The organism is Synechococcus sp. CBW1108 (assembly GCF_015840335.1).
GTDB lineage: Bacteria > Cyanobacteriota > Cyanobacteriia > PCC-6307 > Cyanobiaceae > Cyanobium_A.
Genome location: NZ_CP060395.1, coordinates 1,061,555 through 1,076,874, shown reverse-complemented (window position 1 = coordinate 1,076,874; position 15,320 = coordinate 1,061,555). Strand labels below are relative to the sequence as shown.

At 66.0% G+C, this 15,320-nt stretch carries 16 protein-coding genes; 11 read left to right on the top strand and 5 right to left on the bottom strand.

Annotation, left to right across the window (positions count from 1 at the left end; translation table 11 throughout):
• Nucleotides 1–56: 56 nt before the first annotated feature.
• Nucleotides 57–1,007: an RluA family pseudouridine synthase gene (locus tag H8F27_RS05860; protein WP_197152079.1), complete on the top strand. Its 951-nt coding sequence runs from the start codon at nt 57–59 to the stop codon at nt 1,005–1,007.
• Nucleotides 1,008–1,081: 74 nt separating this feature from the next.
• Nucleotides 1,082–2,065, top strand: coding sequence for a glycosyltransferase (locus H8F27_RS17965; RefSeq protein WP_197152077.1), 984 nt, complete (start codon nt 1,082–1,084; stop codon nt 2,063–2,065).
• 84 nt (nt 2,066–2,149) lie between these two features.
• On the opposite strand, the gene H8F27_RS05850 is transcribed toward H8F27_RS17965, so the two are convergent.
• On the bottom strand, nt 2,150–3,748 hold the full coding sequence (locus tag H8F27_RS05850) for an ABC transporter ATP-binding protein (protein ID WP_197152075.1): 1,599 nt from the start codon (nt 3,746–3,748) through the stop codon (nt 2,150–2,152).
• Nucleotides 3,749–3,800: 52 nt separating this feature from the next.
• Between H8F27_RS05850 and H8F27_RS05845 the strand changes: the two genes are divergently transcribed.
• Entirely contained in the window at nt 3,801–6,086 is a 2,286-nt protein-coding gene (locus H8F27_RS05845) for a bifunctional (p)ppGpp synthetase/guanosine-3',5'-bis(diphosphate) 3'-pyrophosphohydrolase (protein ID WP_197152074.1), read from the top strand.
• Between the two features lie 30 nt (nt 6,087–6,116).
• Here the strand turns inward: H8F27_RS05845 and H8F27_RS05840 are convergent, their stop codons facing one another.
• Both H8F27_RS05840 and H8F27_RS05835 read right to left on the bottom strand, forming a co-directional pair.
• Nucleotides 6,117–6,266 (bottom strand): hypothetical protein, encoded by a 150-nt coding sequence (locus H8F27_RS05840; RefSeq protein ID WP_197152072.1) that lies wholly within the window; start codon nt 6,264–6,266, stop codon nt 6,117–6,119.
• Nucleotides 6,267–6,351: 85 nt separating this feature from the next.
• Nucleotides 6,352–6,918: a hypothetical protein gene (locus H8F27_RS05835; protein WP_197152070.1), complete on the bottom strand. Its 567-nt coding sequence runs from the start codon at nt 6,916–6,918 to the stop codon at nt 6,352–6,354.
• Between the two features lie 96 nt (nt 6,919–7,014).
• Here H8F27_RS05835 and H8F27_RS05830 point away from each other — a divergent pair, with 96 nt between their 5' ends.
• The 3 genes from H8F27_RS05830 to H8F27_RS05820 are packed head-to-tail and all read left to right on the top strand — an operon-like array spanning nt 7,015 to nt 9,430.
• Nucleotides 7,015–7,203 carry a hypothetical protein gene (locus H8F27_RS05830; RefSeq protein ID WP_197152069.1) on the top strand — a complete coding sequence of 63 codons (189 nt, stop codon included), beginning with the start codon at nt 7,015–7,017 and terminating at the stop codon, nt 7,201–7,203.
• 37 nt (nt 7,204–7,240) lie between these two features.
• Nucleotides 7,241–8,614 (top strand): tRNA uridine-5-carboxymethylaminomethyl(34) synthesis GTPase MnmE, encoded by a 1,374-nt coding sequence (gene mnmE / locus H8F27_RS05825; protein WP_197152067.1) that lies wholly within the window; start codon nt 7,241–7,243, stop codon nt 8,612–8,614.
• Nucleotides 8,615–8,647: 33 nt separating this feature from the next.
• On the top strand, nt 8,648–9,430 hold the full coding sequence (locus H8F27_RS05820) for a hypothetical protein (protein ID WP_197152060.1): 783 nt from the start codon (nt 8,648–8,650) through the stop codon (nt 9,428–9,430).
• Here the strand turns inward: H8F27_RS05820 and H8F27_RS05815 are convergent.
• Both H8F27_RS05815 and H8F27_RS05810 read right to left on the bottom strand, forming a co-directional pair.
• On the bottom strand, nt 9,421–10,992 hold the full coding sequence (locus H8F27_RS05815; protein ID WP_197152058.1) for an NCS2 family permease: 1,572 nt from the start codon (nt 10,990–10,992) through the stop codon (nt 9,421–9,423). The genes H8F27_RS05820 and H8F27_RS05815 overlap by 10 nt on opposite strands.
• The gene (locus H8F27_RS05810; protein ID WP_197152057.1) at nt 10,961–11,755 is read right to left on the bottom strand and encodes a hypothetical protein; all 795 of its coding nucleotides are present in this window, start codon (nt 11,753–11,755) and stop codon (nt 10,961–10,963) included. Before H8F27_RS05810 ends, H8F27_RS05815 begins: the two co-directional genes overlap by 32 nt.
• Nucleotides 11,756–11,816: 61 nt before the next feature.
• Here H8F27_RS05810 and nadC point away from each other — a divergent pair, with 61 nt between their 5' ends.
• From nadC to H8F27_RS17465, 5 genes are all read left to right on the top strand, one after another.
• Nucleotides 11,817–12,683 (top strand): carboxylating nicotinate-nucleotide diphosphorylase, encoded by an 867-nt coding sequence (gene nadC / locus H8F27_RS05805; RefSeq protein ID WP_197152055.1) that lies wholly within the window; start codon nt 11,817–11,819, stop codon nt 12,681–12,683.
• Nucleotides 12,684–12,760: 77 nt separating this feature from the next.
• Nucleotides 12,761–13,771, top strand: coding sequence for an extracellular substrate binding-like orphan protein GrrP (gene grrP / locus H8F27_RS05800; RefSeq protein WP_231596543.1), 1,011 nt, complete (start codon nt 12,761–12,763; stop codon nt 13,769–13,771).
• 21 nt (nt 13,772–13,792) lie between these two features.
• Nucleotides 13,793–14,152 (top strand): GrrA/OscA1 family cyclophane-containing rSAM-modified RiPP, encoded by a 360-nt coding sequence (gene grrA / locus H8F27_RS05795; RefSeq protein WP_197152051.1) that lies wholly within the window; start codon nt 13,793–13,795, stop codon nt 14,150–14,152.
• A complete protein-coding gene (locus tag H8F27_RS05790) occupies nt 14,149–14,946 on the top strand; it encodes a radical SAM protein (RefSeq protein WP_231596542.1) in 798 nt (265 codons plus the stop codon). The genes grrA and H8F27_RS05790 overlap by 4 nt, the downstream gene beginning before the upstream one ends.
• The gene (locus H8F27_RS17465; RefSeq protein WP_231596541.1) at nt 14,928–15,314 is read left to right on the top strand and encodes a hypothetical protein; all 387 of its coding nucleotides are present in this window, start codon (nt 14,928–14,930) and stop codon (nt 15,312–15,314) included. The genes H8F27_RS05790 and H8F27_RS17465 overlap by 19 nt, the downstream gene beginning before the upstream one ends.
• Nucleotides 15,315–15,320: the final 6 nt, after the last annotated feature.

Below are 15,320 nucleotides of genomic sequence, written 5' to 3'. Positions count from 1 at the left end.
TGCATGGATCTTCTGTGGATCAAGCCAGTACGGTCGCTGGCAGGGAGGAAAGGCCGATGGTCGACGTGAGCTTCGGCGAAGGCGAAGGTGAGCTACTCACGCTCACCTACCCCAAGCCCCTGCCGATGCGTCTGGATCGCTGGCTGGTGGCCCAGCGGCCGGAGCAGAGTCGCGCCCGGATTCAGAAGTTCATCGAGGCCGGCTATGTGCGGGTCAATGGTGTCACCGGCCGGGCCAAGACCCCCCTGCGCCAGGGCGACAGCGTGGCGCTGTGGATGCCGCCGCCGGAGCCCCTGCCCTATCTGGTGCCCCAGGCCATGCCCCTCGATGTCCTCTACGAAGACGCCCACCTGATCGTGCTCAATAAGCCCGCCGGGCTCACCGTGCATCCGGCGCCCGGCAATAGGGATGGCACCCTGGTGAATGGCCTGCTGCACCACTGCCCCGACCTGCCCGGCATCGGCGGGGAGCTGCGGCCCGGCATCGTGCACCGGCTCGACAAGGACACGACTGGCTGCATCGTGGTGGCCAAGAGCCAGGAGGCGTTGGTGAAGCTGCAGGTGCAGATCCAGAAGCGAATCGCCTCGCGTCAGTATCTGGCGGTGGTGCACGGGGTGCCTACGGCTGATTCCGGCACGGTCGTGGCCCCCATCGGCCGCCACCCAGCCGACCGCAAGAAATACGCTGTGGTTCACGACGACTCGGGCCGCCACGCCTGCACCCACTGGCGCCTGGTGGAGAGGCTGGGCGACTACTCCCTCCTGCGTTTCAAACTCGATACAGGGCGCACCCACCAGATCCGGGTGCACTGCGCCCACCTGGGCCATCCGATCGTGGGTGACCCGGTGTACTCCCGCTGCCGCAAGCTGCCGCTGGATATGCCCGGCCAGGCCCTACACGCCGTGCAGCTGGGGCTCAACCACCCGATCCATGGCGAGCGGATTGTGTGCGAAGCGCCGATGCCGGAGTTGTTTGAACGTTTGCTGGAGGTGTTACGCCGGCGCTGATCAGACGATTGTCAGACTCGAAGCGGCCAATGCAAATCAACACGATTTTTGTTTGTCACTAAAGTAACTTTAATATGCACATTTTAATTGTTCACATTGGCCCGCCTTTGCCTGTCTCAGCCTATGGCGGTACTGAGCGAGTGGTATGGGATCTGGGTAAAGCCTTGGTTGTGCTTGGGCACCAAGTATCCTTCCTCGCCACGAGTGGATCAAGGTGTGATTTTGCGAAGGTAATTGCGTTTAATTCTGCGCTTTCGTTATGTGAGCAAATCCCTTCCTCAGTTGATATCGTTCATTTTTCCGAAAACCCCCAGCAGGAGGTCGGACGAGCTTTTGTTATTACTCAGCACAATAATCTCAGCAGTCTACGGGATGTCCTCCCGAACACAATTTTCCTCTCAAGAGATCATGCGAATAGGCACGGTTCGGGGCATTATGTTTACAATGGTCTTGATTGGTCGCGTTACAGAGGTTGTGATACGTCAGCGGAGAGGCAGTATTTTCATTTTTTGGCAGATGCCTCAAAGAGGAGAAAAAATGTCAGTGGAGCGATCAGATTGGCTCGTAAATCTGGCATGCAACTGAGTGTTATAGGGGGTTCAAGGCTTTATTTTCGGAGGGGGTTTCGATTCACTCTGTCTAGAAAAATTAGCTTCCATGGGATGGTAAATGACTTGGAAAAGTCTAGGATCCTTCAGCATTCAATGGGCCTGCTATTTCCTGTTTTATGGCATGAGCCATTTGGGCTTGCCGTGATTGAAAGTTTATATTTTGGATGCCCAGTATTTGGGACGGCGTATGGTTCTTTGCCGGAGTTGATTGGTCCTCAATATGGATATCTTGCTAACTCAGCGACGCAGCTTTTGAGGGCAATCCAACGCGTGGGTGAATGGTCGCCATACGCATGCCATTCATACGCTCGTGATAATTTTTCGTCTCATATTATGGCGCTAGGCTATCTTGATTACTATCAGAGGGTTTTGAATGGTGAGACTTTAAAAGCTGATTTGCCGGTGAAAGAAGTGTTAAATAGAAAAATGCTGCCTTGGAGTAATTAATCGTCTGCGTGAATTCTGGGTCATTGATTTGGTGCTATCGAACAGCTTGTTTACCGTAAATAGTTTTGCGATCTGGATTGCTTTTCAGGCGCTAGGCAGCCGCGGGCAGGCCTCCACAAGCTTGCGGGTGATGGCCGCCTGGGGATGGCTCAGCAACCGGGCGCCCGGGCCCTCCTCCACGATTACGCCGCCGTCGAGCACGATCACCCGGTGGCAGAAGCCACTGGCCACCGACAGGTCGTGGGTGACAAACAGCAGGCCCAGGCCCAGCCGCTGCTGCAGATCACGCAGCAGGGCAAGCACGTCGGCCTGCACTTCGGCGTCGAGCATGCTGACGCTCTCGTCGCAGAGCAGCACCTTTGGCTCCAGCACCAGGGCCCGGGCGATGGCCACCCGCTGCTGCTGGCCGCCTGAGAGCTGCCTGGGCAGGCGGTTTTCGAACTCTTCAGCTGGGGTCAGCCCCACGGCAGCAAGGAGTTCCCGGGCCCGGTGGCGGGCCTGGTTGCGGCTGGCCAGGCCGTGGATCAGCAGGGGATCGGCGATGGCTTCGCCCACCACCATCTGGGGGTTGAGGCAGGCCAGGGGATCTTGAAAAACCATCTGCAGGCCCCGTCGCGCCCGGCGTAGGGCCTGGCCGCGCAGGGCCAGCAGGTTGTGGCCTTCGAGTCGCACCGTGCCGCCCCGCACCGGTGCCAACCCCATCAGGGCTCGGCAGAGGGTGCTCTTGCCGCAGCCTGATGCCCCCACCAGGCCAATGGTTTCGCCCCGCTGCAGCCTCAGGCTCACCCCGTCCACCGCTTTGAGCCAGCGGCGTTGCCAGGGCAGGGAGGGCAACGGGTGCCAGCTGCGCAACTCCTCCAGCTCCAGCAGGGCCGGCGCCGGTGCGAGAATCGTTCTCTGGACTCCCTCCCGCTGCCGCGCCTTGGCCACCAGCCGCTGGGCCAGGGGGGAGGCCGGGGCGGTGAGCAGTTGTTGGGCGGGGGCCTGCTCGATCAGGCGGCCCTGGTCCAGCACGGCGATCTGGTCGCACCAGCGGCCTGCCAGGGCCATGTCATGGCTGATCAGCAGTAGGGCGCTGCCCGCTTCGCTGCAAAGGGCGCTGAGCTCCCCCATCACCTGGCCGGCGATGGCCACATCCAGGCTGGTGGTGGGCTCGTCGGCGATCACCAGGGGCGGATTGAGGGCCATGGCCAGGGCAATTGCCAGCCGCTGACGCATGCCGCCGCTGAACTCATGGGGGTAGCTGCCGTAGCGCTGGGGGTTGATCCCGACCCTGGTCAGCAGCTCCTCGGCCCGTTCGCGCACCTGGCGCCGCCGCCAGCGGGGCCGGTGGGCGGCCAGGGTGTCCCCAAGGTGGTCGCCAATGGTCAGCAGGGGGTTGAGCCGGGTCATGGGGTCCTGGAAAACCAGGCCTACCGCCTTGCCGCGTAGTTGGCGCAGGGCCGGCCGCTGCAGCCGGCCGGGCTCCTGCCCCGCCAGTAGCAGCCCGCCGCTGCACTGGCTGCCTGGGGGCAGGAGCTGCAGCACCGCCCGGGCCACGGTGCTCTTGCCGCAGCCGGAGGGCCCGACCAGGGCCAGCCTCTGGCCTGGGCTCAGGCTCAGGGTCAGCCCATCAAGGGTGGGCTGGTCGCAGCCCGGGTAGCGCACCACCAGGTGGTCAATCGCAAGCACGGGGCTGGTCATTGTCTCCAGCTAGGCAGTATCTGCATACGATGGAAGAAATCCACAGGGTGGAATGCTCAAGGCGGTTGCCGATCTTGATCAGGACCGATCGATCCGCCCCCCAGCTGACTATGGCGTGCCCCTGCCCGAGTGGCTGCAGCGCTGCCTGGAGCACGTGCCGCCTGGCCAGGACAACAGCTGCCCTACGGACCCCGAGCTGCTGCTCGCCTGCGCCTTCGATTACGCCTACCGCCATCACCAGGGCCAGCTGCGGGCCACGGGCGAGCCCTACATCATCCATCCGATCGCCGTTGCCGATCTGCTGCGGGAGACCGGCGCCAGTGCAGGGGTAATCGCCGCCGGCTTCCTGCACGACGTGGTCGAGGACACCGGCGTCACCCCCGATGAGATCGAGGCGCACTTTGGCGCCGAGGTGCGGGCCCTGGTGGAGGGGGTCACCAAGTTGGGCGGGATCCATTTCACCAACTACACCGAGGCCCAGGCAGAAAATTTGCGTCGCATGTTTCTGGCCATGGCCAGCGACATCCGCGTGGTGCTGGTGAAGTTGGCAGACCGGCTCCACAACATGCGCACGCTCTCTGCCCTCAAGCCCGAGAAGCAGCAGCGCATCGCCCGCGAAACCCGGGAGATCTATGCCCCCCTCGCCAACCGGCTGGGGATTGGCAGGCTCAAGTGGGAGCTGGAGGATCTGGCCTTCAAAATCCTCGAGCCCGAGGCCTACCGTGACATTCAGAAGCAGGTGGCGACCAAGCGCAGTGACAGGGAAGAGCGCCTGGGGGTGACCGTGCAGTTGCTGCGGGATCGCCTCGCCGCCGCGGGGCTGCACAACTGTGAGGTGAGTGGCCGGCCCAAGCACCTCTATGGCATCTGGAGCAAAATGCAGCGCCAGCAGAAGGCGTTCCACGAAATCATCGACGTGGCCGCCCTCAGGATCCTCTGCCCCAACCTGGAGTGCTGCTACCGGGCCCTGGCAGTGGTCCACGACACGTTTCGGCCGATTCCCGGTCGCTTCAAGGACTACATCGGCCTACCCAAGCCCAATGGCTACCAGTCGCTGCATACGGCGGTGATCGGTCGCCATCGGCCGATTGAGGTGCAGATCCGCACCACCGAGATGCACCGGGTGGCCGAGTACGGCATCGCCGCCCATTGGAAATACAAGGAGGGCGGTTCACCGGCGGCCTCCGGGGCCGATGCGGAGCGCTTCAACTGGCTGCGCCAGCTGGTGGACTGGCAGAAGGATGACGGTGGCAAGGACAGCGGCGATTTTTTGCGCTCCATCAAGGAGGACCTCTTCGACGAGGAGGTGTTCGTGTTCACCCCCAATGGCGATGTGGTGGGGCTGCGCAAGGGATCCACCGCCGTTGATTTCGCGTACCGGATCCATTCCGAGATCGGCAACCACTGCCAGGGAGTGCGCATCAACGATCGCCTCTGCCCCCTGGCCACCCCGCTACAGAACGGCGATTTCGTGCAGGTGATCACCGCCAAGACGGCGCACCCGAGCCTCGACTGGCTCAATTTCGTAGCCACCCCCACGGCCCGCACCCGCATCCGCCATTGGTACAAAACGAGCCATCGCGACCAGAACATCCTGCGCGGCACCGAGATGTTGGAGCGCGAACTGGGTCGCGACGGCTTCGATGCCCTGCTCAGCGGCGAGGCGATCGCCCGGGTGGCGCGCCGTTGCAACCTTGCCGGCACCGACGACCTGCTGGCATCCCTCGGCTTTGGTGGGGTCACGCTGCACCAGTTGCTAAATCGCCTGCGGGAGGAACTGCGCCTGGCCAGCGCCGCCGCTGTGCCGGTGCCCAGCAATGAGCAGGTCGCCGCCGAGCTTTCAGCTCACGCTGCCCATCCCGATCTCCAGCCTTCTTCGCCAGCGGGCACCAGTGCAATCCTGGGCCTCGAAGGACTCGACTATCGGCTGGGGGGGTGCTGCACCCCCCTGCCCGGGGAGCCGATCTTGGGGGCGGTGGCCCTGGGCAACCACGGCATCACCATCCATCGCCAGGACTGCTCCAACCTGGGCCAGGTGCCGGCTGAACGGCGCCTGCCGGTGCGCTGGAACCCTGCGGTGCAAGCCAGCCCGCGGCGTTATCCGGTGCAGTTGCGCATTGAGGTGCTCGATCGAGTTGGCGTGCTCAAGGACATCCTCACCCGCCTCTCCGACCACCGCATCAACGTCAGTGATGCCCGGGTGCGCACCACTCCCGGTAAGCCGGCTCGCATTGACCTACGGGTGGAGCTCGACAGTGCCGGCCAGCTGGCCAGCACCATCGGCCAGATCCGCTCCATGGCCGACGTGCTTGACATCGCCCGCACCGGGATCGGCTAGGCCCGGGCGGATTAAGGGCAAATTGAAGCTTTAAGGCAAGGTGAAGCCGCCAGTGTTGAGGTGCTTCAGGTCGAGCATCACCACCGTCAGCCAGCCCAGCAGGGCCAGGCCCCCCAGGGAACCCAGCACCAGCAGCAGGCCGGAGAGTGCCGAGCCAGAGGATCCCTTGCCGTCTGCCACAGGTAGTTGTTGAAGGTCTTTGATCTTCGCACCAGCTCAGGGTCGCGAGATGCGATGGAGCCGCTGCCCGCGGGCTCCATCGAACTCATGCAGCTTTCTGGTTGGAGGCGGAACGGCGGGAGTTGGCCTGACGTGTTGCCTTTGGGCGCCGCAGCGGCAGGATCAGCAAATCGGTGAGGCCGTTGAGGCCATTCGCCAGCAGTTCCCAGGTGGATTCAAGCTGGGGCAGCAGTTTCCAGCCGATCCGCACAGCTCCGCTCGCTAGTGAGAGCACGGCTGTCACTGCCACCACGGCCAGGGCTGCGAAGCCGAGCATCTGGACTACCCCGAGTAGCAGGCGCACCAGGCCTTTGGCCATGATGTGAACGCCGCTGATCAGGTTGTAGATCGCCTGGCTGGCAACCAGCAGGCTATCGAGCTTTACAAAGTGGGCGAGGCCAAACAGGATTGCCAAAGCGGCTGCCCCGGCAACGCTCAACAGCAATCCTTTGCGGAGCTCCTGGGAGTCGGTTTTGGACCAGTTTGGAGATCGCTGGACCCGTCCAGACTGCTTGTTGGCAGAGCTGAACTCGAGGATCTTGTCCATGGGGTGATGGTGCGATTCGCAGCGGTTGGCCGCCATGGCCATGGGACGGTTGACCAGCTGGCCCATGGCTTGCTGGTCAGCGGCTTCTGATTGGCGTTGCCGTAGTTACAGCCCGTTTGGGCCCAGTTACCTACAACCACCCCACCTGCGGGATAGCCAGCCATGACCTCCGAGCAAGCGGCCCAGCTGATCGACGAAACCCTCGACCTGGTGCATCAGCGCCTCCAGGATCTCCAGGCCCAATCACTCCCCCGGGAGCAGCACGCCCTGGCAGAGGAGTTTCGCGAGTGGCGCCACCCGGAAGGGGGCCACATCGACCTGATGGTGTTTCCCGGCCTGGCTAACCCCTGACCAGCCCTGGGGACGGCGGCGGGGTGGAATGGGGGGCATGGAAGTTTCAGGCACCATCGCAGCGGTAGCTACGGCGGTGGCGCCTGGGCAGGGCAGTGTGGCAATCGTACGAATCTCCGGCCCCGAGGCCGAGGCGATCGGGCGGCGGTTGTTTGTGGTGCCTGGCCAGCAACCGTGGGAGAGCCACCGGGTGCTCTACGGCCACGTGGTGGATCCGGCTAGCGGCGAGCGGGTGGATGAGGCCCTGCTGTTGTTGATGCGGGCCCCCCGCAGCTTCACCCGGGAAGACGTGGTGGAACTGCACTGCCATGGCGGCCTGGTGGCGGTGCAGCATGTGCTGGAGCTGGTGCTGGCGGCAGGGGCGCGGCGGGCGTTGCCGGGGGAATTCAGCCAGCAGGCGTTTTTAAACGGCCGGCTCGACCTCACCCGCGCCGAAGCGATCAGCGAGATGATCACGGCTCGCAGCCGCCGGGCGGCCCAGCTGGCGATGGCTGGCCTCGATGGCGGCCTGCATCAGCGCATCGGCGCCCTGCGCGAGCGGTTGCTGGATCAGCTGGCGGAGCTGGAGGCCCGGGTGGACTTCGAGGAGGATCTGCCGCCCCTCGATGGCGATGCGGTGGCGGCCGAGCTGGCGGCGGTGCGCGGCGAGCTGGAGCAGCTGGTGGCCGAGGCGCGCCAGGGGGAGTTGCTGCGCGAGGGCCTGCGGGTGGCGATCGTGGGCCGGCCGAACGTGGGCAAATCCAGCCTGCTCAACCTGCTCAGCCAGCGGCAGAAGGCGATCGTGACCGACCTGCCAGGCACCACCCGCGACCTGCTGGAAAGTGAGCTGGTGCTCGAAGGCGTGCCGCTCACCCTGCTCGACACCGCCGGCATCCGGCCCACCACAGACCGGGTCGAGGCCCTGGGCATTGAGCGGGCCCGCCAGGCCCTGGCCGCGGCCGATGTGGTGCTGCTGCTGTTTGATCTGGCCGCCGGCTGGACGCCGGAAGATCAGGCCCTGCGGGAGCTGGTGCCCGAGGCGGCCGTGCTGCTGGTGGCGGGCAACAAGGCCGATGCCGCTGGCCTGCCGGTGGGGCTGGTGCCGGCCGGGGCAGGGTTGCCGGCCGCTTTGCACTTCAGCGCCCTCACCGGCGCCGGGCGCAAAGAGCTGGTGGCCGAGCTGCTGCGCCGCTGCGGCGCCGGCCCGCTCGAGGGCCTGCAGGTGGCCCTCAATGCCCGCCAGCGCGACCTGGCGGCGGCGGCCGCCGCCAGCCTGGCGGCGGCCCTGGAGGCGGCGGTCCAGCAGCTCCCCTGGGATTTCTGGACGATCGACCTGCGGGCCGCGGTGCGCGCCCTCGGCGAGATCACAGGCGAGGAGGTGGGCGAGGCGGTGCTGGATCGGGTCTTCTCCCGGTTTTGCATCGGCAAGTAGCCGCAGACTGACCCGAGTCAACACTGCTGCTCGATGGTCAATTTCCGCCTGCTGCTTGCTGCCTGGGCCTTGCTGGTGGTGGCTCCGGTTGGGGCTCCTGTCGTGGCGGCCGCGCCCCCGGCTCCCGCTGGCCTCGCCCAGTGCCCGGCACCGGCGGCCGGCTCCTTCGTGGTACTGGGCAGCGGCCAGCACCGGGGTGAACCCACCGCGCTGCTGATGCAGGAGCGCTGGTTCCCGGATGGCCGCATCGAGGGGGTGCGCTACTCGAGGGAAGGGCGCCGTTTCAGCGAAGACCGCTACACCGGCAGGGTCAGGCCCGATGCCGCCTGCTGGGCCCTGGTGGAGCGCCAGGGACCCACCGGAACGATGGCTGAGCAGGTGGCCCTGGATCGCCTGGGGCGGCCGCGGGTCTCGCTGGTGCTGGCACCCACTGAGGTTTTGTCGCTGCGCTACGTCTCCCAGGAGCCTGGCTCCTGCAGCCCTGCCCTGCTCGATGGCCTGGTGACCAGCCAGCAGCAGGGCCAGAGCTGGGCTGATGGCCGCTGGCAGGCCAATGCGGTGGTGCAGCGCGAGTGGTGGCAGGCTGGCGAGGTGCGGGGCCTGGCGGTGATGAACTACGCCGGCAACCCGGATCGGGTCACCTACAGCGGCCGCCTCCAGCTGGGCAGCGACTGCCTCGGCCGCATGACCCAGCGGGATTCCAAAGGCATCTACTACAACTATCGGGTGGTGGTGCTGGCCAAGGGCGCTGGTTACATCTATCTGCAGACTGACCCCGACGACCTCACCCTTGGCCTGCTGCAGCATCAGCGCTGAGGTCGGAGGCCCCAGCGCGCCGCCAGGAACACCAGGGCCATCACCCCGTAGCCGAGGGCCCAGCTCCGGCCCACACCCCAGCCCAGCTGCAGCACGGTGTCGGAGCTGGTGAACTGCCAGGCGTGGATCACGCCAAACCAGGCCAGCACCGCCGCGATGGCTGCGCAGGCCGCCGCCGCCAGCAAGCGGGCCTCGATCACATACACGAGCATCCCGGCCATCAGCATCGCCGTGATGATCTGGCCCTGTTCCAGGGCGAAGGCCCCGGCGGCCCACACATCGGCCTGGGCCAGGGGCGCCAGCAGCTGGGGGCCAAAGGGGTTGGCGGTGGTGCCGCTGCCGCCGGCCCGCAGCCCCGCCTTGAGCATCAGGGCTCCCCAGCCGGCCAGCCCCGGCAGCAGCCCCAGGGCCACTGCCGGCGCATGGCGGGGTGGCGTGGCCTGGAAGGCCTGGGCGGCGATCACCAGGCCGATGTAAAGCACGATCGCCATGCCGGCTTCGATCGGCACCAGTTGACCGATCACGCCGAACAGCCCCAGGAGGCAGCCGGCGGCCATCACCACGCCGTTGAGCCAGGAGTAGCCAATGCGTGCCCCCATCGCCTTCCAGCCCGGATGGCCGATGTAGATGGTTGTGGGGAAGCAGGAACCGAGGGTGGCTGCGGCCAGGGTGCCGATGCCATTGATCAGCATCGAGCTGCGCACCGGATAGCGATCCCCCGCCGCCTCGGCGCTCTCGAGGTTCTGCAGGGAGCCGATCACGTTGAACAGCCCCATCGGCACGATTACCCCCAGCCAGGGCACAAGCTGGCCCCGGGCCTGCCAGAGATCTGCCAGCTGGAGATGGGGCAGATGCAGGCCGACCAGGGCACTGCTGCGCTGCCAGCTCACCGGATCCAGGTCGATCAGGCCATTGGCCCAGGCCAGGGCGATGCCCAACAGCACCGCCACCAGGCCGGCGGGCACGGGCCAGCGCACCGGGGCGTAGTAACCAACCAGGATCACGGCCAGCACCGCCAGCCCCACCACCGGCTGGGCATAGGTGCGCAGCAGGAAGCCCAGTGCGATGTAGCCCAGGGCAATGCCAGCCAGGGTGGAGAGCAGGGCTGCGCGAGGCAGCCAGCGCTGCAGGGCGTTGCCGATGAAGGCGCCGCAACACTCGATCAGCCCCGACCCCAGGCAGGCGATCAGCCCGGCTCGCCACGAGAGGGTTACCGCTGCGGCTGGATCCAGGCCCTGGCTCACGGCCGTCAGCTTCACCGGCAGCATCACCAGGAACACGTAGGCGAACAGGCTCACCGTGTTGATGCCGTAGGGCAGGGCGGTGCGGTCGTCGCGCCCTTCCTGCAAATCGAGTTGAAAGGCCTGGCGGGCGTAGGCCAGGTTGCCCACCACCAGGCTGATGCCCGTGGCCGGCAGGATCGTGCCGAATATCAGGCTGTCGGGGTAGCCGAGCACGCCCCGGCACAGGGCCACGATCAGCAGGATCTGGATCAGGTTGTCGAGCCCGAGTCCCAGAAAACCATCGAGGTCACCGCTCGTCCACCAGCGGGGTTGGGTCATGCCGGTTTTCCGGATCAGCGGATGTCCTCAGGTTGGCACTGGAGGTTGGCAATGGGCCCAGCTGGCATTCCAGTTCGAGGGCATCGGTGAGCCCTTCATGGCCTTGGTCGTAGCTGGTGGTGGCGAAACGGCCGTGCCAGCTGGTGGGCAGCTCCGCCAGCAACGCCTCGGCGTAGGGGTGGCGGCGTGCCTGGAGTTCCATGGTGTGGGCCGGATAGAGATGCACCGCCCGGCGGCTCACCCGCAGCAGCTCATGCAGCGCGCTGCGGTGCCAGTCCAGATCCAGCCCGGGTTCCTCCATCAGCCCCCCGGCCGAGCAGGGGGCGTAGCTGAACAGCAGGTGGCCGCTGAGCACCAGATCGAAGCTCTGATCGGCAAAGGGCAGATTTGGCAGGCTTGCGGCGAGGTAGCGCTCGCAATGGGCGCGCCGGTCCGCCAGGAAGGCTGCCAGGGCTTCGAGGTGTTCCTGGCGGCAGGCGTCCAGGTTGAAATCGGGCCGGATGGCGGAGCTGGTGGCCAGCGTGGCCATGGCGCTCTCCAGATCGGCCCGGGTCCGCTGCTCCAGCTCGGCCTCGCTGAGGGCGTAGAGCGGATCCACGGCCGTCACATCGAGCCCCTCGGTCCGCAGTAGGGCCGAGAGCGATCCCGGCCCGCCCGGGCAATCCAGTATGCGGGCGCCGCGCCACTGGGCCGGATCGAAGTTGAACATTGCCAGGGCCTGGCTGCCAAGCCGGCCATAGAACACCACCTGGGTAAATTGCATGGATGCTGCGCTGACCCAGCTGCACTGGCCCGCATGATGGGCAAGCCGGTCACCTGTCGCCATGAACCTGCCGTTCACGCCTGCGCTTCAGGGCCAGCTGCGGGCCTGGCTGAACGAAGACATCGGCCGCGGCGACCTCACAGCTGCTGCGTTGGCCGGCTGCAGCGGCCGGGCCCACTGGCTCGCCAAGGCCGATGGGGTGTTCTGTGGCGGCGTGCTGGTGGAGCCTTTGTTCCGGATGCTCGATTCCGCCGTGCGGGTGCGGCCGTTGGTGGTGGATGGGGAGACCGTGGGGATTGGCCAGCGGCTGCTGGAGTTGGAGGGCCCGGCCGCAGCCCTGGTGGCCGCTGAGCGCACCGCCCTCAACCTGGCCATGCGCCTCTCCGGTGTCGCGAGCGCCACCGCCGCCCTAGTGCGGCAGCTTGAGGGCACGGGGGTGGGGCTGGCGGATACGCGCAAAACCACCCCTGGCCTGCGGGTGTTGGAGAAATATGCGGTGCGCTGTGGGGGGGGAGTGAATCACCGCTTTGGGCTCGACGATGCGGCGATGCTCAAGGAAAACCACCTGGCTTGGTCAGGTGGGGTGGCAGGTGGTTTGGAGGCGGCGATTGCGGCGGTGCGGGCCAATGGGCCCTGGCCGGCCCGGGTGATCGTGGAGGCGGAAACGGGGGCTGAGGCGGCAGCAGCGGTGCGGGCGGGTGCCGATGGGGTGCTGCTCGATGAATTCACGCCCGGGCAGCTGGTGGAGCTGGTGCCCCGGCTGCGGGCCCTGGCCCAGGGGCGCGGGCTGGTGCTGGAGGCCTCCGGTGTGCAACCCGCCCAGATCCAGGCCTATGCAACCAGCGGGATCGACCTGATTTCCACCAGTGCCCCGATAACCCGCAGCCCCTGGCTGGATCTGAGCATGCGCTTTGACAGGGACAGCTGAAGTTTGAGGTTTGGGGCCGGCCCATGGGAATCGGCACCTACCCTTTCCATACTAGATCCAGTTTGGAACGAGGCTGGGTGGCGAAACAAACCATCGGCGCAGGCGCCCCACCCCCTGCTCCTGGCCGGCTGGCGCGGGGTTGCCGGCGTCAGCTGGGCCTGGCCCTGGCGGCCCTGGGGCTGCTGGCTGCCAGCCCGGCCGTTGCCCTTGCCGAGGGGGCCGTGCAGCGGGCCGCCCGAACCGGGGAATTGGTACTGACCGGTTTTGCCGATGTACCCCCCCTGGTGTTTGCCGATGGCAAGGGAAAATCCGTCGGCTATGGGCTGTTGGTGGCCGATCGGATCGCGGCAGAACTCTCCACAGCGGTGGGCCGGCCAGTGAAGGTGCGGTTTGCGCCCGTGGCTGATCCGGCCAGTTTGGTCACCAGCCTTACTGCCGGCAAGGCAGCCCTGGCCTGCGGGCTGCCGTTCAGCTGGGAGCTGGACACCCATGTGGACTTTTCCTTGCCCATCGGGCTCTCCGGGCTGCGGTTACTGGCACCGGTTGGTCGGTTTGACGGCACCCCGGCAGCCCTGGCGAGTCGCAGGATCGGCGTGGTGCGCCAATCCCTTGGCGAAACAGACCTGCGGGGCATGCAGCCAAGGGCGATCCCCGTGCCCTTCAACAACCTCCAGGAGGCGGTGGCGGCCCTGAAGGCAGGCACGGTGGAGGGCGTCATCGGCGACACCTTTGTGCTTGCCGGCCTGGTGCGTCCACAGGCCCTGACGGGCCTGACCCTCACCCCCGACTTCCCCTTTGAGGCCTACGCCGTCAGCTGTGTGATGGCCCAGAACGACTCCGCCTTCAGGGATCTGGTCAACCTCACCATTGCCCGGTTGTTGCAGGGTTATCTCGATGGTCAGCCCGATACGGTTGCCGCGGTGAATCGCTGGCTGGGCCCAGGCAGCGCCGTCGGGCTCCCGGAGAATGTGGTCCGTGCCAGCTTCGAAGCGGTGTTGCTGGGTGTGGAGTCGATCCGTCCCATCCCTGCCGGCCAACCAACAAGTTCTTCTGCCGTTTTGGGTTCTCCTCTGACCGCCCAGCGCTGATCCCCTACCCCTTTAGCACCCATGGCGATTCCTAACCGCTCCTATCTGTTTGGCCTGCTGCTGCTGGCCTCCCTGCCGGTCGATGGGGCCGCGGCCCTGGCGATTGCCCATGTCCAGGACCCTGTGCCGGTCGGTCCCGAGTCGCTCAGCATTGAGCAAAGGCTCAGCCGCATCGCCGCGGCGGTGCAGGAGCGGGGTGGGGTGGACGAGGCCCCAGGGGGTGAGCTCTCCTATGTGTTCGTCAATGGCGGTGGGCTGGGCTGGGGCAATGGTGGTTTCAGCAACGGCGGCTTCAACAATGGGGGCTTCTACAACGGCGGCTTTGGCAACGGGGGCTTCCGCAATGGCGGCTTCCTTAACGGTGGCCGTTACTGGCGTTGATTCCAACCCAGACCTACGGGCCGGTGCGGCTGCTGGTGGTGCAGCCCACCCCCTTCTGCAACCTCGATTGCGACTACTGCTATCTGCCCGATCGGGGCGATCGCAGCCGCTTGCCGCTGGCGGTGCTGGAGGCAGCTGTGGAGCGGGTGCTGGAGAGCCCCTATTTCGGCGGGGAGTTCACCCTGCTCTGGCATGCGGGCGAACCGCTGATGGCGCCGATTGCGTTCTACGACGAGGCCACCCAGCGGATCGGCCGACTCCTGGAGGGGCGCGGTTTGCCGGCCAGCACGGTTGTGCAGTCGCTGCAGACCAATGCCACCACGATTGACGGGGCCTGGTGCGATTGCTTTGAGCGCAATGGCATCCACGTGGGCGTGAGCATGGATGGCCCAGCCTTCCTGCACGACGCCCACCGGGTCACCCGCGCCGGCCTGCCCACCCACGCCGCCGTGATGCGCGGCATCGACTGGCTGGCCAGGCGGCGGATTCCCTTTCAGGTGATTTGCGTGCTCACGGCCGATGCCCTCGACCATGCCGACACCATCGTCGATTTCTTCTTGCAGAACGGCATCGGGAATGTGGGCTTCAACATGGAGGAAACTGAGGGGCCAACACCCATTCCAGCCTCGATGGGGGCCCGCTGGGGCGGGAGCTGCTGGAGCAGCGCTACCGGGCCTTCATGGCCCGCATCTGGCAGCGCAGCCGCCAGCAGCCCGGCCGTCTCCGCATTCGGGAATTCGACGGCATCGCCACCATTGCCTGCGGCAAGGCCCGCATGGTTCAAACCGATATGAACACCCCGTTTGTGATCGTCAACGTCGATGCCAAGGGCAATGCCTCCACCTTTGATCCGGAGTTGCTCTCGGTGGCCACCGCCGAATACGGCGACTTCTCGTTTGGCAATGTGCTGGAAGACAGCCTTGAGGCCCTTGCCGCCAGCGATAAGTTTCGCCGGGTTGCGGCCGAGATCCGCGCCGGGGTGGAGCTTTGCCGCAGCAGCTGCGGCCACTTCGGCCTGTGTGGTGGGGGCACCGGTAGCAACAAGTACTGGGAGCATGGCCGCTTCGATTGCAGCCAAACCCAGCACTGCCGCTACCGCATCCAGCTGGTGGCCGATGTGGTGCTCGAGGGCCTGGAGCAGGAGTTGGGCCTGCTGGCCTGATCCGGT